The organism is Acidobacterium sp. FHG110202_01 (assembly GCF_059115305.1).
Genome location: NZ_JBZYWJ010000002.1, coordinates 135520 through 157671 on the forward strand (window position 1 = coordinate 135520; position 22152 = coordinate 157671).

10 protein-coding genes and 1 tRNA gene are annotated in these 22152 nt (G+C 53.0%); 9 read left to right on the forward strand and 2 right to left on the reverse strand.

The features are described from left to right. Window positions 1-19: 19 nt before the first annotated feature. The 6 genes from AC5S16_RS04010 to AC5S16_RS04035 all read left to right on the forward strand — a co-directional run bounded on the left by AC5S16_RS04010 (window position 20) and on the right by AC5S16_RS04035 (window position 11941). Window positions 20-3109, forward strand: coding sequence for a TonB-dependent receptor (locus tag AC5S16_RS04010; protein WP_493928738.1), 3090 nt, complete (start codon window positions 20-22; stop codon window positions 3107-3109). A 132-nt stretch (window positions 3110-3241) separates the two neighbouring features. After that, on the forward strand, window positions 3242-4699 hold the full coding sequence (locus AC5S16_RS04015; protein ID WP_493928739.1) for a hypothetical protein: 1458 nt from the start codon (window positions 3242-3244) through the stop codon (window positions 4697-4699). Window positions 4700-5107: 408 nt separating this feature from the next. Beyond that, window positions 5108-8401, forward strand: a complete 3294-nt coding sequence (locus tag AC5S16_RS04020; protein WP_493928740.1) for an outer membrane beta-barrel protein — start codon at window positions 5108-5110, stop codon at window positions 8399-8401. An 89-nt stretch (window positions 8402-8490) separates the two neighbouring features. Continuing rightward, the gene (locus AC5S16_RS04025) at window positions 8491-10053 is read left to right on the forward strand and encodes a hypothetical protein (protein ID WP_493928741.1); all 1563 of its coding nucleotides are present in this window, start codon (window positions 8491-8493) and stop codon (window positions 10051-10053) included. A gap of 30 nt (window positions 10054-10083) precedes the next feature. Then, window positions 10084-11601, forward strand: a complete 1518-nt coding sequence (locus tag AC5S16_RS04030) for a hypothetical protein (RefSeq protein WP_493928742.1) — start codon at window positions 10084-10086, stop codon at window positions 11599-11601. Between the two features lie 265 nt (window positions 11602-11866). Then, window positions 11867-11941 (forward strand) — tRNA-Asn (locus AC5S16_RS04035). A 105-nt stretch (window positions 11942-12046) separates the two neighbouring features. Here AC5S16_RS04035 and AC5S16_RS04040 read toward each other — a convergent pair. Both AC5S16_RS04040 and AC5S16_RS04045 read right to left on the reverse strand, forming a co-directional pair. Beyond that, window positions 12047-12814, reverse strand: coding sequence for an outer membrane beta-barrel protein (locus AC5S16_RS04040; RefSeq protein ID WP_493928743.1), 768 nt, complete (start codon window positions 12812-12814; stop codon window positions 12047-12049). A gap of 24 nt (window positions 12815-12838) precedes the next feature. Beyond that, on the reverse strand, window positions 12839-14875 hold the full coding sequence (locus AC5S16_RS04045) for a TonB-dependent receptor (RefSeq protein WP_493928744.1): 2037 nt from the start codon (window positions 14873-14875) through the stop codon (window positions 12839-12841). Window positions 14876-15031: 156 nt separating this feature from the next. Between AC5S16_RS04045 and AC5S16_RS04050 the strand changes: the two genes are divergently transcribed. The 3 genes from AC5S16_RS04050 (at window position 15032) to AC5S16_RS04060 (ending at window position 22029) form a co-directional block, all read left to right on the forward strand. Next, window positions 15032-16165, forward strand: coding sequence for a sensor histidine kinase (locus AC5S16_RS04050; protein ID WP_493928745.1), 1134 nt, complete (start codon window positions 15032-15034; stop codon window positions 16163-16165). Beyond that, window positions 16162-16932, forward strand: coding sequence for a LytR/AlgR family response regulator transcription factor (locus AC5S16_RS04055; protein WP_493928746.1), 771 nt, complete (start codon window positions 16162-16164; stop codon window positions 16930-16932). The genes AC5S16_RS04050 and AC5S16_RS04055 overlap by 4 nt, the downstream gene beginning before the upstream one ends. A gap of 660 nt (window positions 16933-17592) precedes the next feature. Further along, entirely contained in the window at window positions 17593-22029 is a 4437-nt protein-coding gene (locus AC5S16_RS04060; RefSeq protein ID WP_493928747.1) for an SIR2 family protein, read from the forward strand. The last annotated feature ends 123 nt before the right edge of the window (window positions 22030-22152 follow it).

Genomic DNA, 22152 nt, shown 5'->3' on the forward strand with positions numbered 1-22152 from the left:
TCTGTAGAGGAGGTCGACTTTGAAGTACTTTCTGAAGGCGATACTTATTACAGTAGTACTGGTTTCTACAGCCGGTAATGTTGCATATGCTCAATCTACTGCCAGTGTTTCTGGCATTGTTACTGATCCGGCTGGTGCCGTAGTGCCGGGAGCGCAAATAACTCTACGTGGAAACGCCACCGGCATCACGCGGGCCGTGTCTGCAGATAAGGATGGCAGTTATACCATCCCCTCTATCCAGCCCGGGGATTACAGCATCGAGGCAACAGCGGCAGGCTTCGGACGGTATGTCCTCAAAAGCGTTGTGTTGGAAGTAGATCAGAAATCAACAGTAAATATTCAGCTTGCCATCGCGTCTGCCGGAGAAGTAGTGCAGGTGCAGAGTAACGCACCCATTGTAGATGCGCAGACTATGACTGTCGGGCAGGTAATCGATAAAGTCACCGTGCAGCAGATTCCACTCAATGGCCGTCATTTTCTTGACCTGACACAGCTTGTGCCCGGCTCGGTCGTGCCTCCAGTCGCGGGCAACCTGACTTCGGCCAGCCGCGGTCTGGGAGCCAACTCATTCATTACGGCAGGCGGCCGGGAAGATTCTGCAAACTTTATGATCAACGGCATCAACCTGAACGATATGTCTCAGAACCAGATCACATTTCAGCCGTCTATCAATACCACTGCCGAATTCAAGATCTCGAATTCCACTTACAGCGCTGAATATGGTCGCAGTTCGGGTTCAATCGTAAACGTTGCCACGCGCTCCGGGACGAACGACTTCCACGGAGAAGGCTTTGACTACCTCCGCAATAACTATTTCGATGCGCGCAATTTTTTCAACCGTAAGCCAAATCCGATGAACACGCTGCGACGCAATAATTTCGGCGGAGCCTTTAGTGGCCCGATCTGGAAAGATCACACTTTTTTCTTCCTGAGCTATGAGGGATTGCGCCAGTCGCAGGACATTTTGTTACGCAGCAACGTACTTACACCCACGCAGCGCACGGCGCTAATCAACAGTCCGGCAGGACCAGCTTATGCGGGCCTGCTAACCTATATCCCTGCGGGAAACAACAGTGATGGGAGCGTCTTTGCCGGCTCATCACCAGGACCTGTGAAAATCGATCAGTTCAGCGGCGATCTCTTCCACAAGATTTCTGACGTGGACAGCCTCCATCTCTACTATGCCTGGCAGCAGGACTCCCGCACAGAGCCGAATTTGCAGGGCAATACTATCCCTGGCTTCGGGGACCATCGCACCGCACACCGGCAGATCGGCACCATCAATGAAGTACATGTATTCTCGCCAAATACGGTCAATGAAGCGCGCATCGGCTTCAACCGCGTTTCGATTGCGTTCGCTCCCAACACCCTGCTCGATGCTGCAAACTTCGGAATCCAGAACGGAGTTGCCGCCCCGATTGGACTGCCGCAGATTACGGTATCTGACATCGGCCTCAATTTTGGCGGCCCTTCCGGATTCCCTCAAGGCCGCTTTGATACCACTCTCGTCGCATCCGATTCACTGACCAGGATTGTTGGCAATCATACCTTTAAGGTAGGCGGTGAGTTCCGCCGCTTTATTGGCAGCAACTTTGCGCAAACACCGGGGACACTCACATTCACCACTACCAACAACTTCATCGCAGGTCAGGCAAATTCATTCACAGTGACTCCGACCAACGTCACCAACCGTGTTTTCGTCTCCTCTGTTGCCGGCTTCGCATCGGATACATGGAAACTGACACCAAGACTGAGCGCAGAAATAGGATTTCGTTATGAATGGAACGGCACGCCAGCGGAAGGCGGCCATCGCTTTGTCAATTTCCTGGCGGCTTCCAGTGCATTGCAGAACGTGGACGAGCCCTATAATCAGAACCACAACTACGAACCGCGCGTAGGCTTTATTTGGGACGCATTCGGCAACAGCAAAACAGTACTGCGAGGAGGCTTCGGATTTCTTGCCGACCAGCCCGTATCGAATGCTGTCACTGGCCTTGCCAGCAATCCACCTTATGCAAATCCGGTCAGCCTGACTGCAACAGGCGCCGGTTTGCCAGTAGGAACGCTCTACGAGAGCGCTTCTGCCAGTGGTCTCGCTCCGAGCGCAATCAATCCGCTATTCAGCAATGCCTACACGGAATCTTACAACCTGAATCTGCAGCAAGACATTGGTTGGGGCACAGTCATGGAGATGGGCTATATCGGCTCGGTGGGACGCCATCTTCGTATCCAGCGCAATCTCAACCAACTGATTTATCCCGCTGGCAAACAAACGCGCCCATTCCCAAGTATTTCAACGGCAAGTACCATACGCCCCGGCTCTGCGCTAGGGAATATCGCTTACATCGATTCCGACTCGTATTCTGACTACAATGCGCTGTGGGTCACAGTAAGAAAGGCCTTGTCTCATGGAATTCAGGTGAACTCGACCTATACATGGTCGAAATCCATGGATGTAAATTCTCTGGGCTCACAGGGTGGATACAACCTGCAGAATAACTTCGATCCTCACGGTAATTATGGGTTGTCCGATTTCGATGTACGCAACCATTTTGTCTTCAGCGGCACCTGGGAGCTCCCATTTCGCGGCAATCGCTTGAAAGAGGGATGGCTCCTGGCAAACATCACTCAATTGCAGACCGGCAACCCTCTGAATGTAACGACCACCTCGACATATAACGGCGTTGCCAACACAATTCGTCCCACGATTCTTCCGGGAGCACAATTCTCCACCGGACGAGGTGCAGTCCTCGCCTCCGGTAATGTGCCGTTTATCCAAGGCTCGGCTTGCACAACAATCGCTCCAGGTTGTGCCTTTTATGCGCAGCCTTCAGGATTCGGCAACCTTGCCCGCAATGCTCTCACCGGGCCAGGATTTGCTGACACGGATCTTTCACTACAGAAAACCACAAAACTGGCTGAGTTCGTCTCACTGGTCCTCCGCGTAGATGCTTTCGACCTTCTTAACCATGTGAACTTTGGAAACCCGAACCTCTCAGCGACTGGAGCAAGCACCAGCACGTTTGGACAGATCACACAAACGCGGAATGCAGTAGGAGACGCGGGATCTTCGCGGCAGCTGCAGTTCGCAGGCAAGATCGTATTTTGATCGACACTGACCCACTGCCAAACCGACGAAATCCTTTGGCCCCAAAGTCTGGCCGATTTTACACTTGTTCACTTATCGCTCAAAATAAAGCTATCCGCCTCCTTCGGATGAAAAGCAGGCAACATTCAAGCAGTGGTAAACACGCCCATTACGTCTCTGCCAGAAGCTTCTAAGCTTTCTGACCAGGAGAGTCAGCAACAGGTCGAACGCATCCTTCACTCCAATACTCTTCGTGGCTCAAGCACACTACAGCAGCTTCTCCATTATTTGGTCAGCCGCTCTCTGGAGGGAGCTGCTGATTCTCTGAAGGAATACACAATCGGGCTGGAGGCATTTGGCCGCAAAGCGGATTTTGATCCCAGGACGGACACGATTGTTCGTGTCCAGACACATCGGCTTCGTCAAAAACTTAAGGACTACTACGAAGAGGAAGGCGTCCACGACCGCATCCTGGTCGAAATACCCAAAGGGCAGTACAGTCCTGTTATTCGATTGAGGAATGATCCGACCCATCCGGAGCATGAATCCCACAAACTCATCGCCCTTGATGGACACTCCGATGTTGTCCCTCTAAGTGAACCCGCTCAAAAGGCGGTGGCCGGTCAAGGTGTTTCAAGAACGTACCACGGGTTTCTCCGGCCAATGATGGTCACTGTGATCTTTTTCGCAGCGCTCATCGTTGGGTATTTCGTGGGGAGCTTTCGGACGAAGTCCTCAGCTGCAGCATCCGGCTTAGATGCAGTCAGCTACGCCGACCCCGTCAAGAAGTTCTGGGCAGCCTTTCTCGATGGCGACCGTACTCCGATCATCGCTTACCCCAACGCCGTATTTTTGCTCGACGACTCCAATGATCTTCTCCGCTTCCGTCAGGGGGCGAGCGACAGCCGTGGCGCTCGCGTCGAAGAGCATCTCGCCCAGCAATTTGCCTCGAACCCTACCCTGGTGAAGGATGCTGGCCCACTCTACTACGAGGATGGGTATACCGGAACAGGGGAGCTCCAGGGTGTGGCCATGCTCACCGAATTGTTCGCGCAGATGGGGGTTAAACCCATTATCAAGACCAGTCGCAACGTCACCCCAGAGGACCTGCAGGAACATAGCGTGATCCTTTTGGGGTCGCCTTTTCAGAACGTCGCTGTGGGCCAGCTCTTCGCAGACGGAGACTTCGCTTTCGACAACCCCGATAGCCATCGCGAGCAGTGGCGGGCTGTCATCCTGAACGCCCATCCCCAGAACGGCGAAAGCGCTACCTACCACACCGAGCGCGACCCCAAAACCCAGGTGCTCAAGATGGACTACAGTCTTGTTTCCATTCAGCCAGGAGTAGTCGAAGGCCGTCACATCGCCGTCCTCGGTGGATTAGACACCAAGGGTACAGAAGGGGCGACCAAGTTCGTCACTATGGCAAACGGGATAGAAACTCTTACCGCTGCACTGGCTGCAAAAGGTCTCAACGTGGCCCTCAAAGGAATCGGCCGCAAGGGAGAGACACCTTATTTTCAAGCTCTTTTACGCGTTCAGCTTGAAAAGGGTGACATGGTCTTAAAGACTGAGCTGACAGCTGTCCATCCTTTGCCCCGCTCGAAGTAGCGATCACCACCTCAGACAAGCAAAGTAGAAGTTGAGATTTCTCACTTCCCTGAGCTCGATAAGCTCGGGAGACCTTTACTCCTTCTCCCTGATCACCCCACACGAATTGCTCTGGCAGATATTTCGAGCGAGAGATCACGCCTTGTAACGCCCTGTAACAATGACGTAACCACCTTTGCTTCTTACAGATAAGAAGAAGCTTGCAGACTTGTAGCCGTACGGTATCGGCCTTTAGCTGGACGGTCGTTCATCCGACTTAATAGATTTCTTGCGCTATCGAAGGACTCCCTCGAACACCCGCTGATGATCCAGTTGAAAGCTGAGGAAATCGTCATGGAGAGGTGGGGTCATAGCAGCAGCTTAGGAGGCTGTATGTTCTCGCAAATCAATTGTGACCGGGATCAGAGCATGTCCCGACAATCTCGCAAATCCTTCCGTCAATTTCTTTTAGGCATTCTAAGCCTGTTTTTCCTGGTGAGTTCCTCTTTCGGACAGGGAGTCAGCGGACGTCTGCAGGGCACAGTTCAGGATCCGACCGGGGCCGTGGTGACCGGCGCCCACATTGTCATCACGAATCAGGATACTGGGCAGTCGGTCTCCCTCGTCTCGAATGACCAGGGAGCTTACCTCGCGAATCTGCTACCGCCAGGCACCTATCGGGTTGAAGTCGATGCTTCTGGATTTCAGAAGGTCGTCTCGAACGGAAATGTCGTGACGGTGGACAATGTCGCCCGGGTCGACATTACACTTCAGCCCGGTACCGCCTCGCAGTCTGTCGAGGTCACAGGCGCAAATCCCCTGGTAAACACCACCAGCTCATCTCTGGGCGAGGTTCTGAGTACACATGAAATCACCAGCTTGCCGCTGAACGGCAGGGTCTTCTCGCAACTCGTGCAAACCGTGCCAGGCTCGGTGGCTACCGGCTTTGGCAGTGCACCTGAAGCCGCGGCCGGAGCCGGAGCCGCCGGCCCCATCAGTGCGAGCGTGAATGGTCTACCCTGGGGCGGTACTACCTATACACTCGATGGCGTCAGCAATATGGAATTGCTCAATGCCTTTCTCAACGTCACTCCCGCTCTCGACTCCTTGCAGGAGATTAAGGTTTCGACCAACAATGCCGAAGCGACCGTCGGCACCTATGGCGGTGCCCAGGTCAATGCATTTGTCAAATCCGGCACCAACGAATTTCATGGATCGGCTTATGAGTATTTCCGCGACGACAGCCTGAATGCCATTCAGTGGCAAGCGAAGACCAAAGCTCCCTACCGTGCGAACGAATTCGGGGGCTCAATCGGCGGACCGATCATTCGCAATAAGGCATTTTTCTTCGTGGACTACCAGGGATTACTTCTGAATAACGGTATAGCCTACAATCTTACTGTCCCGACTGACCTCATGCGGCAAGGTCTGTTCCTCACCAGCCAGTTCCCGACAATCTATGATCCGACGACAGGAAGCCCCTTTCCTGTTGTCAGTACACCCCAGGGACAAGCCTACCAGATTTCAACAACTCGCTTCGATCCCGTCTCCGCCAAAATGATCAGCGGTGCGAACATCTGGCCTGAAGCGACAAATCAAAACAGCATCAACCAGAACTACCAGGCAAACACCTCCGAGACCGACAATAATCATCAATTCGACGTCAAAGTCGATTATCAATTAAGAGATAACGACCGCTTCTTTGCTCGCGAATCCTACCAGCGGCGCGATCTGACGGCGCCATCGCCCGGAACCCGCTTCCTCGAGATTAACGACGTGAATGCCATGTCGCGCGATCACAATATTGCGGTCGGCTGGGACCACATCTTCTCGGCGACCACGAACAATGAGCTTCGATTCGGCTTCAACCGTTTCTACACGAAGGATTTCGGCAACGACTTCCAGACGAATGAGAACACCACGCTGGGCATTCCCAATGGCAACAATTCTCAATTTCCGGGTGCTTCTGGTCTAGCCATCTTCAATATCGGCAATATTGCTCCGACCGGCTCACAGGATTGGACCAACTCCCACCGCATCACGAATGTGTATCAGATCACCGATAACTTCACGAAGATCATCGACAAGCACACCCTCATCTTCGGCGAGGACTACCGCAGGCTTCAGGCCTCGTTGACCAACGCCAACGCCAGCCAGAACGGCAGCTTCTCGTTTAACGCCGACTACACCAGCAGCTGCACCAGCCAGCCGAGCTGCACAACAAGCTCGGGCGGCAATGCCTTTGCCAGCTTCCTCCTCGGTATTCCCTCTTCTCTGTATCGCGGATTTGTCGATACCGATCCGGCCACGAGAGCACATCTCGCGGGCATCTATGCTCAGGATGAATATCATGTCGCGAAGAACCTTACACTCAACCTTGCTCTCCGCTGGGATGTCATCACGCAAGCCATCGACAAGTTCAACCGCCAGTCCAATTTCAATCTACAGACCGGTCTGCTCGACATCGCAACGTCAAATAACCGCGCGCCGAATGTCGACAACTACTATGGAAATTTCGCTCCACGCGTCGGATTCTCCTACTCGCCGAACAATGGGAGGACTGCGATCCGTGGTGCTTTCGGTATCACCACCTTCCCCGGCAACTTTGGGGCGATCGGCGGCAACCTCGAGCGTAACTTCCCGTTCTTCCAGCAGTACTACGTAAACCAGCAGGTTGCTTATACGCCCTTCTGGCAGGTGAGCACGAACGGACTGCCCGGCTTCATCCCCATCTCGACCGATGCGCCGGTCACGCCCCAGTCAAACTCCTCAGTGACTTTGATACCGAGGAACTTCCGTCCCGACAACGCTTACGCATGGCATCTGAGCATCGAGCAGCAACTCACCGCGACCTCGGCATTCAGGCTCAGCTATGTAGGAACCCGCGGTATCCATCTCTATCGCGATTACAACATCGATACGCCCGTACCTGGTCCGGGAGATCTGACCACACGCCGGCCGTACTATGACATCGCCCCCGAGGTCACGAGCATCAACTATGCAACCTCTGACGGACGTTCCATCTATCACTCTCTGCAGGCTGAGATCTCGAAGAACTTCTCGCATGGACTCCAGGGCCGCATTTCCTACACATGGTCCAAGGAGGAAGACAATATGAATGTCTTCTATCCTCTCGATGACCGGTACAACTGGGCACCGGGAACGAGCCAGGCCCCGGATGTTCCTCAAAACTTCATCGCCAACTTCGTCTATCAGCTTCCTTTCGGAAAGGGACGTCAGTGGCTCTCGAATAGTGGTCGCACAACGAACCTCCTGCTCGGAGGATGGCAGCTCAGTTCGATCACGATCCTCCAATCAGGTCAACCGCTGTCCTTCGGCATCTCGAACGACAACCTGAACAGCGGCTTCTCGAATCGCGCGAATCTGGCCTGCCCTTCGATTCGCAAGATCGGAAAAACATCGGAGTGGTTTGACACATTCTGCCTCACGACTCCGCCGCAGTATGTGCTCGGAAACTCGGGCGTGGGGAAAGTTCGCGGACCGAGCTATCGCAACTCAGACGTGTCGCTCTCGAAATCCGTGAATTTCCGTGAACACATGGCCGCAACTTTCCAGGTTGATGCCTTCAACCTTACGAATACGCCGCATTACGCAAACCCCAACACTACCTGCTGCTCTGCGCAGAATCCAACCTTCGGCCAGATCACAAGTACGAACGGAACGCCGCGTGAGATTCAGCTGGGTGGACATTTCACCTTCTGAAGTCGCTTTTTGCCTCCCTGGCCGGTGCAGTAACCTGCTGCGCCGACCTCTTTTTCGCCTTGAGTTGTCACAGATCAAAAAGGACTTGGATGGTACTTAGTAGAAGACGTTTTTTAGCCCTTTCAGCAGCTGCAGCAATCGTTCCGGCACTCTCCGATTACGCTCGGGCCGACGCGGGCATTGCGGTTAATCTTGTTCCACATGAGCCATCAGGCGCACCGAATTACTGGTGCACCTGGGCACTCCAAAACTACATGTACGGGCAGAACCTCGAAAGCCTTGACCCGGAGCGGCTCGAAGGCGATGCCGGTGCAGAGCTTGCCCGCACTGCGATGACAGAAGAGAATCTCCTCTCTGAACAGGGCTGGGCGAAGTCCTTCTATCCCAGAGTGCGCCGTGACCTCTATCTTCTTCTCGATGATGGATGGGAGAAGGGCGGCACTGCCACTTTCGAACTTGACACTGCGAAATTTCCTTCCTTCGAAGGCGATGCCCCCGCTCGGCTCACCAAATTGAGCAACGTCATTCAGAATTGCGGTTGGCGTGGCGTCGCTCTCTGGTGCCGCAATACACCGGAAGACGGCGGAATGGATCGGCTCGAAACCATGTGCGATCAAGCTGGCATTCGTTACTGGAAGATAGACATCGGTGATCCCGAGTTTGGTCTGGTTCGCGCACGCAATGAAAAACACATCCCCCTGACGCTCGAACATGTCCACGGCGAGTCGCCAGTCAACGGAGACTGGCGCAAAAACGGACGCTTCGGAGCGCAGCCCTGGGACTCACGTCGCATGACAATCCTGCGTAACACGGATGTTTATCGTACTTACGATGTGACATCGATTCTTTCGCTGCCAACAACGCTCGATCGTCTCGCCTCCATGCTCGAAGGAGCGCAAGGTCATCCCGAGATTAAAGGCCTGCTCAATGTCGAAGATGAAGCTTATATCGCTGCCGTAATGGGCTGCACGATAGGCATCATGCGTCATCCACTTTATGGGAAACGTCCAGGGATGGATGCCGATCTCTTCTTCAACGGTCCACGACAGACGAAGAAGCGCCTCGATGAGGTTGTTCGGGCCGTTCGCTGGCAGCGCATTGCGCCTCCCTTCTCTCCTGGCGAAGGAACGGTCTCCGTCGATCAAGAGATTCTCACTGATACCTGGACCTTTGCACGTACGCAGACCTGGCAGACCGACCTTCTCGGAACCACGGTTCATCAGGGAGCTCCTGCTCGTATCGCGAGAAATCTCTCATTGCCTGAGGTATCAACGAAAGGGGAGAAGCCATTTGTCTTCGCGACACGCTTCCCTAACGGTGCTGTTGCCATAGCTGCACAGGAGAGAACACGCGTTGGAGAAGCATGGTACATGCCAGCATGTGACCTCACTCTGTCCGTGTCGGACGCACCCGGTCCTTTTGGAATTTTTGGCAATCCCAGGAACGTCACCTTGGTCTTCGACAAGGTCGTCACTGGAAAACACATCATGGCGCAGGATCTGGCGGGCGACACTGCAGTCGATATCACTCATTCCGTGCGTGTGCGTGGGAAGACACTGCACATCCCTGGCGAAGTGATCCGAACTGAGGGGCTTCGTCATGCAACGCCGGGAGATCTCTCGGCGCCGGGACTGGTCATCGCGCTCATGTGATGGTGACTCTACAGGAGAACTTCGAGAAAAATGAATTGTGACGATATAAAAACCGCGACCCGAATTACACGCCGTCAGATAACCAAACTCCTCGGTCTTGCACCATTCGCCGCAAGCGCTTCCATTCGATCGCTGTCACTGCCTGCGGCTCCCAATTCGCAGCTCGATCTCATCTCCTCGGACGCACAGCTTGTCCGCGCTTTTCGCTGGGCAAAACAGCAGACGCTGGCATATGTCTTCGACCATGATCCTGTAGGCCCATGGTATGAAGCTGCACTGCCAGGGCGCCAAGCATTTTGCATGCGTGACACTGCACACCAGACCAATGGAGCTCAGGCACTCGGGCTGGCACGCTGGAACCACAACATGCTTCGCCGCTTTGCCGAAAACATCTCGGAATCTCGTGACTGGTGCAGCTATTGGGAGATCGACCGCCTGAACCGTCCTGCGCCGGTGGACTACAAGAGCGATAAGCAGTTCTGGTACAACCTTCCGGCAAACTACGACATTCTTGATGCCTGCTACCGAATGTTTCTGTGGACCGGAGATAAGTCGTACATCAACGATCCTGTCTTTCTGAACTTCTACGACCGCACCATCGTCGATTACACTGCGCGCTGGTCGCTCGGTCCAGACCGCATCATGCAGCGCACCAGCAGTATTGAGGAGCCACCTTACTTCCGTGGCGATCCGACATATGAAGAAAGCAGTCGCGACAATCTCATTGGCATCGATCTGCTCGCGACACAGTACGCCGCTTTTCGCGCCTATGCCGCGATTCAGGCGATCCGTGGAAATACGAAGACCTCCCATGATGCACTTCAAACTGCCGGACAGATCAAAACACTCATCAACACCACCTGGTGGAACTCTGCGCAAGGTTATTTCTACGCATTTTTCAACAAGCAGCACCAATTTACCGGACGGGCAGGAGCCGATGTGCTCTATCACGATGCGGCAAACCCAGGAGAAAAAACGCAGAACGCATTAGAAGCTCTCCTTACAACGATGCACACTGAGCCTGCGGATGCAGTAGAGGCGAAGTCACACTATGCAGAAATCCTGTATCGATACGGCAAATCCAGGGAGGGATATGAAGAAATTATGGATCTGAGCCGCGAAGGCCGGGCGCGTCGCGAATACCCGGAGGTATCCTACTCTGTCATTGGCGCACTCGTGACTGGACTCATGGGGATCAGCACTGAACCGTCCAATGCCGTCGCCGACCTCTCGCGAGCTTCTTTCAAGCAAATTGTGATAACCCAACCTGCTCTCAACTCATCCGCGGACTGGGTAGAGCTTCGCAGCCTGTCGATCCTCGGCGGAAGCATTGGTGTTCGTCATCAGGGCAATAGTAATACGCTGTTCACCAACCATGGAGCTGTGCCATTTCTGTGGAAACCGGTATTCCCCGGATCATTTCGCAGTTTGCAGATTGAAGGGAAACCCGCATCTGCCCATCTCGTTTCAAGGTTCTCGGGCCAGTTGCTGACCACAGAGGCGGTGTCAGTAGAACCAGGCCAGATGTTACGGGCTACTGCTCAATAGGAAGAGCTGATAGTCAATACGTGAATTCCCTATTTTTCGCAGGACTTCATTTAAGACCGGCTTATCTCGAGAGGAGCCCAGCGGGATGAACCGGTCGCTCAGAATCAAGCGTGATTATGCGGGATTTCGCAGGCAGATGTCATGCTGTCATCTTCGTAATTGAAGATTGCACTTGCAGAAAGCAGGACACAGGACTTCCCTTGGCGCACCTGAACCCATATGTGATATAAAAAATAAGGCGAACAAAGCCCACCCGCCGAGACACTCCTCAGTAGCTCAATGGCAGAGCATTCGGCTGTTAACCGAAGGGTTGTAGGTTCGAGTCCTACCTGAGGAGCCAATCAATTCAAGCACTTCCAGATACCTCCTTTCAAAACTTCGTCAAATTGCGATTGTGACCCGTGTTTCCGCACTCGTGATGCTGCATGGAAACTGCAGGCCTGCTTCAGAATGCAAAGCGCACCCCTAGCTCAACACGCCGCGCCGTCTGAGCAGCAACAGGTTGCCCAAGGGCCGATGACGACACAACCGTGTTCACAGCAGTGATATTTGTGTGGTTCAGCAGGTTGACGCTGCGTGCGTTGAACGTCAGTGTTCGGGGATGTTCCTTATCTTTCGGATTCAGCGCGAAAATGCGGCCCAGGTTCATATCCAGATGAATCACGCCCGGCATAGTTCCAAGATTGGCAGGCACATTTCCGTTGACTGTATTCGTGGTCAGCAGGCCAAATCGGGTGCTATAGACACCGGGTCCGGGAGCGGACGCATACGAGGGGCGATCCGTGAAATTCCCGTCGCCGTTGTTATCGGTGCCCGTAGTGATGTTATAAGGAAGGCCACCGCCGGCATCGAATTGAGCTGTTGCCTCAACTTTGTACGGAAGGCTGAGGTTTCCGAAAAGAGTGAAACTGTTTTTTCTTTCCCAATATATTCGCGAGGAGTCTCCTTTGTTCGAATAACTGGACTGTGGAGTCAAATTGGCCAGCGTGTCTGTCTTGATGTTCATGTGCGTATAGCTCGCCGAGAAGCCAAACCACTTATAGCTGTGCTGATTGAGGCTGAACGAAGTCACGTTGCCTGCTCCATGACCGGAATTCTGGTACTCAATCAAGTTCTCGTCAGGGGTAATCGGACGGGGTGCAAGCAGGGCCGTCGTTGCGTCGGGAGCGACGCCGATACTGCTGGGGACCAGCGGAGCGTTGATGTTCACCATGCGAACAATACTCCAGTACGAAGCTCAATAAAAGTTGCCTCTGGCATGCCAGTGATGCGCGAAATCGTGCTCAGCATTGACATAGACTCTGAATGTCATGTCTTGAACAGGCCTTGGCGGAAACAGATTCGTCGTGCCTACCTGAACGGATCCCGGAACCGGGGTAAGGGGATCGCTATAACTTGGTGAATATACGGTGGTCTGCCGCTGCAAGGTCCCATTCAGCCGATGAACTTCAGTTGCGTAGCTTTTGTCGAAAGCGCCATTGAAGAATCCTGCGCGTGCGTGAAACGCCCACGTTTGCTTTTTGTCGGGTGACCAGGCAAGACCCAATCTTGGATTGTAGTTGCCGAAGATTCCAGGCGTGGTCTGGAATTGATAGCGAAATCCGGTAACGAGAGACAAGTGCCCATTGAGTTTAAAGATGTCATCTGCCCATAGACCGACTTGCCACATGGTTAGCGGAACCAGCAGTGTTCCCGTGGTGACCTGATAGGTCGTCGGCGACCCTCCGGAGAGATTAAGCAGGGCTCGCCGGTATTGTTCGAGGGCGCTGATGGTCGTTGTCTCGCCAGTTGGGTTATTGTTCACATCGAGCACAGGAGCGCTCCCGCCACCAAAAACGTATGCGCCATTGAATGTGTCTGGATCGTAGTCATGTACGAAGATGCCTAGCGATTGTACGCCGAAGGCGACCGTGTTCTTCCCATGCACCACGGTCATATCGTCGTCAACCTCGAGATCGCGTTCCCGATTGTTGAGATTCTGGCTGGTTGCGCCTCCGCTCAGGAAGTACCCGGAAACCTGCAGGGAAGGAGTATTCGACACCGGGCGTTGCTCTGTTCGTTTCCAACTGTACCCGATGCGAGTTTCGTGCAGGATATTCGCGCTGATCGTCTGCGTGTTGTGAAACCGCAGGTCGTATTCGCTGACCAAGCTCGAATACCCGGCATCGGCGAGTGTGAGGCCGCCAACGCCTTGATTGCCTTCATTGTTCACATTCGCGGAGAACGAGAGGCTGGCTACGTTGCTCGGAGTCGCCTGCCAATCTCCACGCGCCGACGCAATCCAGAGCCGCTGTGGAGCCGAAACCGTCTGCTGTTCCGGGATGCCGTTTCCATTCGGTCCCAGGCCGCCATCTGCGTCGAGCGTGACCGCATTTACAACATTGAATTCGTCGATGTCGCGTTTTTCGAGTGCCAGCGCAAAGCCGCTCTTCTGCGAAAGGATCGGTCCACTCAGTTCAAAGCCGTATCGCCGCCTGCCGGCAGGCGTGGCGGTAACGGAAAACGGATCGGTGGCATTGAAGATGCCATCGCTGTCGGTGAAAAAAACTGCACCATGGAATGTGTCGGCTCCCGGCTTTGTTGTAATTTCGATGACCCCTCCTGAAAAAGGAGGTCTTCGATATCTGGCCGAGAAGAGATCGGGGTTGATGCGAATCGATGCGATCGAATTCTTCGGCGGGAGGGCGCTCGGGTTCTGGAAGCCGTCCACCATAATGATCGCCTGAGTTGGATCGCCGCCGGCTTCTGCAGCCAACACTTGAATCTCGCGCAGAAAATCATCCGGGTCATCGGCGAGCCCCTGTACAGCCTTCGTATTCAGATTTAACGTGTCGCCGTTACTGTCGATGTCTGAATCCCCGCTCACATGAACATCCGTCTGAACGGCTGCAACAGCCAACTGGATATTGATGTGGACCTTTCCTGTTGACTGAGCAGGTATGCGAGCAGCACCATCAGCAAATCCGTTGGCCTGCGCTGTGATGACTCCGTTTGCAGGAACACATGCGAGTGCGTAGTGTCCTGTTGCGTCGGCCGTAACCGCCGTCCCTGCTGCCTTCACTGTCGCACCGGGAATGGCGGCTCCAGTCTGATCGGTGATGATGCCGTCAATGAGCATGCCTACAGCACATGGCTGCTGGGTAAACCCAAGGATGGGAAATATCAGCAATAACAAAAGAAGTGCGATGTTGCGGTCGAGTCGCACAAACCATCCGTCGCGTTTGCGACGGTTCGTCCGCCATATTTGTCCATCGACCAGCAGAACATCTCTCATGCCCCTCACCATAGGCAGGGAACACGGTCCGGGAAAATCAATCGGGACGGATCGTAGCCAGAGGTTGCCGAATCGTAATCTCAACGTAAATGGGCTTTTCCGTGGTGTTGAGCGGACTTAGTATTTTCTGAGAGAGGCTTGAGTCAGGAGCAGTCTGTGCAGCAACCGCCATCATCGATCAAACGGCAAGCCATCCGCGCCGCGCAGCTTTTCGCTCTATGGACGGTAGTAGTCATCCTATTCGCGTTGCAGTGGTACAGCCACGACCTGCTTAAGGTCAATACTGTTCATCTGGCGCCATTTCTTCGCTGGTCGATGGAGCAGTGGTATACCTGGTTCATTCTCTCGCCGCCTGTACTTTGGCTTGCGGCGAAGTACCCCATCAATCCGCGCCGCCCCCTCCGCTCTCTCACTTTGCATCTGGCGGCCAGTCTCGTGGGCGCATTCCTCGCTATTTGCGTTCAGGCCGTTATGGCGCATTTCTTTGAGGCAGAAACGCAGACGATCCCGGGCTACATCCTGTTCTTTCTCAGCAAAGATCTAGCGATCAACATTGGCACGTACTGGACCATAACCGCCTTAGCCCAGACGGTGCATTTTTATCGGGAGAGCGGCAATCGACAGCTACGGGAAACACAACTGGAAAGGCAATTGGCGCAAACGCAACTGCAGGTCCTGCAGATGCAGTTGCACCCGCATTTCCTGTTCAATACTCTTCATGCCATTGGAACGCTGATTCGGGAGGACCCCGATGCTGCCGAGCAGATGCTGCTCGACTTGAGTTCTCTCTTACGGATCTTTCTGGAGCAGAATTCCTCGCAGCAGATCTCCTTGCGACGCGAACTGGCTTTGGTCGATCACTACCTGAACATTCAGAGGGTGCGATTCAGGGATCGCTTAACGATTCGTTCCCGCATCGCTCCCGACACCCTGAACTGTTCCGTTCCTGCTCTGATTCTTCAGCCAATCGTGGAGAACGCAATTGTGCATGGCGTGGCAAAGAACCCAGGCGGTGATGTGATCGAGATCAGAAGCTGGCACCAGCAGGCGGGATTGGAGATCGAGATTAGCAATTCCAACAGCGTCCTTCCCGATGCTGTAGGACCTGACGGTGCGGGGTGGGGGATCGGGCTATCCAACATCGAACAGCGGTTAATTCAGATATACAACGGCTCCGCAACACTTTCCATCCAGGCCCGGTCGCCGCAGGGAGTTGTGTGCAGGATTGGCTTGCCCTTCGAGATAAGCATGTCGGAGTCCCCGGAGACAGAGGCGCTGCTTTCGTTATGACTATCAGGACGATTGTGATTGACGATGAGCCTCTGGTTCGCACCAGCATCATGAGAGTCCTGCGTGCCGATAGGGACATCGAGGTAATACGTGAATGTGGGGATGGAGTATCCGCCCTTCAAGCCATCAAACAAGAGCGTCCTCACCTGATCTTTCTCGATGTGCAGATGCCGGGACTGACCGGTCTTCAGGTCATAGAAGCAGTGGATGGAGCCACGATGCCGGTCACAATCTTTGTGACGGCATACAAGGACTATGCCATTGAAGCGTTTGAAGCAAACGCTGTGGACTATATTCTGAAACCGTTTGGAAAGGTGCGCCTGGAAAAATCCATAGCGCGCGCAAAAGTGCGCCTTGTCCAATCCGTCGATGGCGGATATGCAGTTCAACTGTTGCAGGCGCTCACTGCGGTTCAAAAGCAACAGCAATATCAGGAGCGTATTGCAGTTCCCGTCAATGGGCGCATTTTTCTGCTTGAAGCCAAAGACATCGACTGGATCGAAGCGGACAAGAACTGCGCGCGGCTGCACGTCGGAAACATTGTCTATGAGCTGCGCAATACGCTCTCAAACATCGAATCCATGTTGAACCCAAAGCAGTTCACACGAATTCATCGCTCGACGCTGATAAATGTCTCAAAGGTTAAAGAGATTCATCCGTGGTTTCACGGCCACCATAAGATTATCCTACGGAACGGCAAGGAACTTCGCATGAGCCGTTATCAGAGCGAGAGCACGAAACTCCTTCTCGGTCAGTCCAGTCAATAATCTTCGTATGCCGTACCCATCCAGAGATAATGTTGCGTAAATGAATCAGAAAATTTTGACTTGACGAGTGCATTATCGCCATATCACTCACTGAAGCCGCTTCAATAAGACCAGAAATCTACCGTGTCAAAATTCGGTAATCGCTAACAGTTGGATTTACAAGGCACCGATCGCTACAGAAAGCCCCTGAAAACTATCGAGCTTCACAAGTTCCACCAAGTCCGGAAGCCGGAAAGTGCCCCTCTTCTGCCGGACGCTTGGCTTTCAGCGCCTCCGCGCGCAGTTCTTCCCCTGGCCGTAGCGGCGTAATGTGAAAACTCGCCTGTTGCACCTAGGCAGGAGTGACAGGGATACAGATAAGAGGAGAAGCCATCGGAGAGGCGTTAAGAACGCGCGTGGAATGCGAGGATGATCGAAAAGCTTTTAGCAGCGGTTCCATTCCATGGGCTCTGTCAAATTAAGTGCGATCGGATCGAATGTGCTACTCGTATGACCGATCCGAAAGCTGGGGTTTCTGGTAGCCGGCAAATCGAAAATTGCCAATTGAATGGTTATAGACCGTTCATTGCAGTCTTAAAAACAGAGAGGCTGCAATAGCAAATTTTCATTTGTCAATTTCACAGTATTGGTGTTTGCTTATTGCGAAAAGGAAGATAACACATGCAGGATGGTGAAGGTGCATCAACCGAAATGGCTGTGCGATGGGCACCTGAACTTCCTTCGCTAATTCATTACAATTCTTCGGGAGTCGTACAGCATTCTGCTTCTGAAAGATTCATCGATGCAATCCGGAGGGAGCTGGCTAGAGGATACGGTTTTATCCCCTTTATTGGCGCTGGCTTTTCGGTTTCTGCCGGTATTCCTATTGTCGAACAACTTCGGAACTATCTCAGGCGTTGCATCTGTGTTGCTCTTGGAGCAGAAGATGACGAGAGCGAGGGCGCACGAGAACTTTGGAACCCGAGAACGGATCAGTGGCCACCATTCATCGATCGCAAACGGCCTGAGCGCGGTCAGTGGCAGGACCTTGTCTATAAGAAATTTGAAACTGAACGCGAAAAAGGCAATAAAGGAAACTCGCTGGTGTTCCAGGAAGCTTTCGGTGCTATGGCTGAATGGCGCGCCTCGCTGTATTTCCTATCTCGCCTCATCCTCGATCCTACGCGCAGAAGGTATGGAGCCGAACCGCATCTTCTCCTAGGTCTCCCTCAGCGTGAGGTCATCGATGCCTGCTTCCGCGAGGTAATGAGAAACAAGAAACCCTCTCTCAACCACATGATGCTCGGCGCGCTCTCAGGGCCTTTGCGCATGGATCTTATTCTAAGCACGAACTTCGACGATCTTGTTGAACAGGCATTTGAGAGCAAAAGCATCCCGCTTCAGCCATTCGAGGTACATCTGGGTATTAATCTGCCTGATCTCTCTGCGGTTTCGCGAGTTCGCGCCCTAATCAAACTGCATGGCAGCCTATACTCTCTGCGCGCGGACTACAGCCTGGATGCCTCCCCCTCTGAAGAAGACAAAGACATCTTTCTCCAATACCTTACCGGTGAAAAAAAGAATCCATATGATCCTATGGCAGAAATTGATTTGCTGCAGAACAAATGCCATCTTCTCGTCATGGGAGTAGGTGCTTCTGAGCGCCGCAGCCTAGACTTCATCGAGCACGCATGGAAACACTCTGATTGCCTGCAGGTATTTTGGGTTTGCTACTCACAGTTTGGAGTCGACAAGGTAAAGGAATTCTACGAAAAACGCCTTAAGCTTTCAGCCCGGCATCATCGAAGATTTCATATCCTTCAGCATGGAGAGCTCGGACTACTGCTGCTTCATCTATATCAGGCGATACGGAAAACTCTGCCGCCGACCGGCGCGATATTCCCGTCAGTTACCCGTATTCCACTTCCTCCTCTACCACTGGACCTGCCCGAGCAACAACCTACCCCGCATCCACAGACGAAGGATCCCGATCCGCTCGATTCCCTGAGGGCTGCTCTCAAAAAGAGTGAGAGCATGAAATCCAAACTCGTCGTTGTCACCGGTGAGTTTGGCGTTACTTCAGCTTGCGCGCAGATTTTTCGCGAGAGCGAAGCAACGTATTCCTGCATTTGGATCGACCTGAACGATGTTTCAAGCGCAGATAACCTCTTCGAAGCCTTTCAGGAAGCTTCTTATTTCAAGCTTGGCCAGGTCGATTGGACGCCGCTGTATGCTACCAAGGATCATCGTCCGCGCGGAGATGAAATCGACCGAATCGGCAACTCTGGAACTAAGCCTTGGCTCGTTTTTCTTAACGCCAGAGAGCGCCCGGGCGCAAACAGGTCTGATTCTCCTTATCCAAACGGGTGGCTGGATGAAACTCCCTGTCCAAAGCAGGATCAGCTGAAGTGTCCTGAAGCTGACAAATTTGGTTGTCTCGAGTTTCACCAATTCAATGCGCATAAAACTAGCAGCTCCCATGCTGGGAGCGTGGTGAGCACACATTGCCCTAGGGCCGACAAGTCTGACAAATCGAGCTACAGACATCCGTTTTTGGACCTCTTGGACGAGTTATGTTCGCAGAGCGGGCGCATTACGATCGTTCTGGTTTGTCGAATGGAGAACTCAGATATTGTTCACGAACTGCATTCAAAAGCCATCTGTATAGAGCTTCCTTTGCCGAACAAGGCTGCGTCACTGAAGCGTGATAAGCAGGATGTCGTACGGCGTGTGTTGGATTGGATTGAAGAAGCGCCGACCAGAGAACGGGAAAGTCGACGTCGTTTTCTCTTCTCCCTAGTGTTAATGCAGCGTCCGAGATTCCTGGCAACTGCATGGGATGAAAGCGTAAATATCAAGGAATTCATCAGTGATTTCGACAGGCAGAAAAACAATTGGCTGAATAAGCTTCAAGAATGTGGTCTGCTGCGGTGGCTTGATGGAGGATTCATCTGGTTGCACTCTGATATCAGGCAAGAGATTCGTGCTCGTTTACGCGAGCGTGCTGGCGCGGCAGATGAAGAGCGCCACATCCATAAGCGGTTAGCAGTCTGGTATCAGAAGGTATTTGCCGCGACGGGAGTTGCTCCTGCCATTTTCGAGGCTATTGACCATTACTGCCTTGCGACCGCTTGCGTTCTTCGTCAAAGTACTGACTGCTCAAACGAAAATGAGAACAGGCGAAATCTTACACGTGCTCGCTTCTACGTGACTGCTGCCAGGCGGTTGCTAAGAGATCATAGTTTTCTTATCCAGACACATGGGCATCCGCGTAACAGCATCCGCCGTCTTGATTGCATTCGAGACTTCTGGCATAGCCCCGATGAAGCGTTGCTTCAGGTCCTTGATCGGCCGGGACTGGGTTCCAGTGCAATAGAGCTCAAAAGAGGAATTGCCAAACTGCAATGCATGGCTGTGGAAGTAGCGAGAGCAATTTTTAGAGAGATCGGCGAAGACGGCGAAGCATATGAGCGGCAACGCGAAGTACAGCAGCGGATGATTGAAGATCGTCCCCTTGCGTGGAAAAATATCCTGCCCTTCGTCAGCTATGCGAATCGCCGGTCCCGTATGGAAGTTATGGTGGAGAAACTGGCATCGATGCCAGGGAGCGGCGGCAGGGACTGCACTACGCCCAGGCCACAGGCCCTCGTTCGCTGGTGGCGATGGTGCGCCATGCTGGCTATTGCTTCCCGTTCTTATGACGAAGCAGAGCGGTCTTTATTTCGAGGACTTTCAGTGCCCATGAAAGGTAAGGCAATGTATGAGCACACAATAGAAAACAGCGACCTCCTTCTACAAAGCTTCAAGCTGTCTCAACTAAAGTATGTGCACGTTACAGAAGCCGAAGAAGGCATAGATAGTCAGCAATGGGAACTGAATCGGGAAGATCTTCATAAACTGCAACTGGAAATCCTCCATAGTCTCGAATTGTCCGTGTATCTCTTGCTCCTGAGAGCAAGTACTTTGGACAGGCTAAATTCCATGCTGGGGGGATTGACGGCAGACCCTCACAGCAACGAGCGGCAGCAATATGAAACCAATCAATTACGTATCCAGAAGTATTTGGACGTGGCGAAGAGGTTTGCTGGACGTGGGCTCAAACTTGCGGACCAACTGCAAACAAATGGTTCTTACGAAGGCAAACACGACTTTGACGCAATCTGGTGCAGGAGTCGCTTATTGATGCACAGTGCATTGTTGTCCGGACTGCTCGGAGAAGATAAGCACCATTCCCGGCACGCAATGAGCCATATGGGAGATGCTCAGGCATGTTTGAATATCCCAGATCCAGCACGCAATCGTGCAGACCTTTCGCTAATAGAACTCCATCGTGCCGAAATACGATTGCAGGAGGCATCTCATGTCAAGCTCCGCCTGAACACTCACGAGAGCCAAGAAGACCTTGCCTTTGAGCACTGGACATACAATCAATTGCGCGGATCATTGGAAGAAGCGACGAACGCGACAAGGCTTCTTATTTCGGATATGCAGCAGCCTCAATTACAAATTGCGGAAACATTGCGAGAGGTTAAATCACGGGCTACAGATGTGATGCGTTATCTCCATATTGCCGAGCCAATGCTTCTTGAACGACGACGGAATGTATGGTGGACAACATGGTTTTTTGAGCGCCGTCTGCGCGCAATGGCCCTAATTCTTTGGACCTCGGTCGTTGAATATGGCGTCCCCATACCCTTTCTCGGACTGGAAGCAACGATGCGTCTTGCCGAAACCGAAGCTGATGTACTCTTGAATACTTCAGTACGAATGATCCGCGTCGATGAGTACCGGCTGGCCACAGCCGTTCTTTCCTACGCCTCCTGCGCGCGGGCGTTACAGGTGCGGTTGGCAGTCGATACTGCCACAGTCCAACTTCCCGAACGGATAAAAGAGATGAGAAGTAATTTGGAAAACGCGATAACTGAATTGGAGCAGGTTGGGAATCGCAGGCGATTGGAGCAGGTTGGAAATCGTTGGCACAAAGACGGATTTGATTCCGGAACCTCTGTCGGAGGTAAACAATTGGCCCTGAAGGATGGCGTAGACAAAGACGCGTCTCGACTGGTCGAATTCGCGAAAAAGTTGGTACTCCCTGTTATTACCAGTCTAAAGAATTAGATCCTGATGAATTGTTGAGCATTCTCCCTATCGCATCTGGGTACATACAAGAAGCTCCTGCACTGCGCCCTATCAGGATTGCTCTCGTAAAATTCGCATTGCTCTCGCACTGAAGGCAGCCAT

Excerpts from the sequence above, each read along its gene's own strand:
- AC5S16_RS04030 (WP_493928742.1), top strand. The coding sequence starts at position 10,084 with ATGAATTGTGACGATATAAAAACCGCGACCCGAATTACACGCCGTCAG.
- AC5S16_RS04025 (WP_493928741.1), top strand. The coding sequence starts at position 8,491 with ATGGTACTTAGTAGAAGACGTTTTTTAGCCCTTTCAGCAGCTGCAGCA.
- AC5S16_RS04040 (WP_493928743.1), bottom strand. The coding sequence starts at position 12,814 with ATGGTGAACATCAACGCTCCGCTGGTCCCCAGCAGTATCGGCGTCGCT.
- AC5S16_RS04055 (WP_493928746.1), top strand. The coding sequence starts at position 16,162 with ATGACTATCAGGACGATTGTGATTGACGATGAGCCTCTGGTTCGCACC.
- AC5S16_RS04045 (WP_493928744.1), bottom strand. The coding sequence starts at position 14,875 with ATGAGAGATGTTCTGCTGGTCGATGGACAAATATGGCGGACGAACCGT.
- AC5S16_RS04060 (WP_493928747.1), top strand. The coding sequence starts at position 17,593 with ATGCAGGATGGTGAAGGTGCATCAACCGAAATGGCTGTGCGATGGGCA.
- AC5S16_RS04020 (WP_493928740.1), top strand. The coding sequence starts at position 5,108 with ATGTCCCGACAATCTCGCAAATCCTTCCGTCAATTTCTTTTAGGCATT.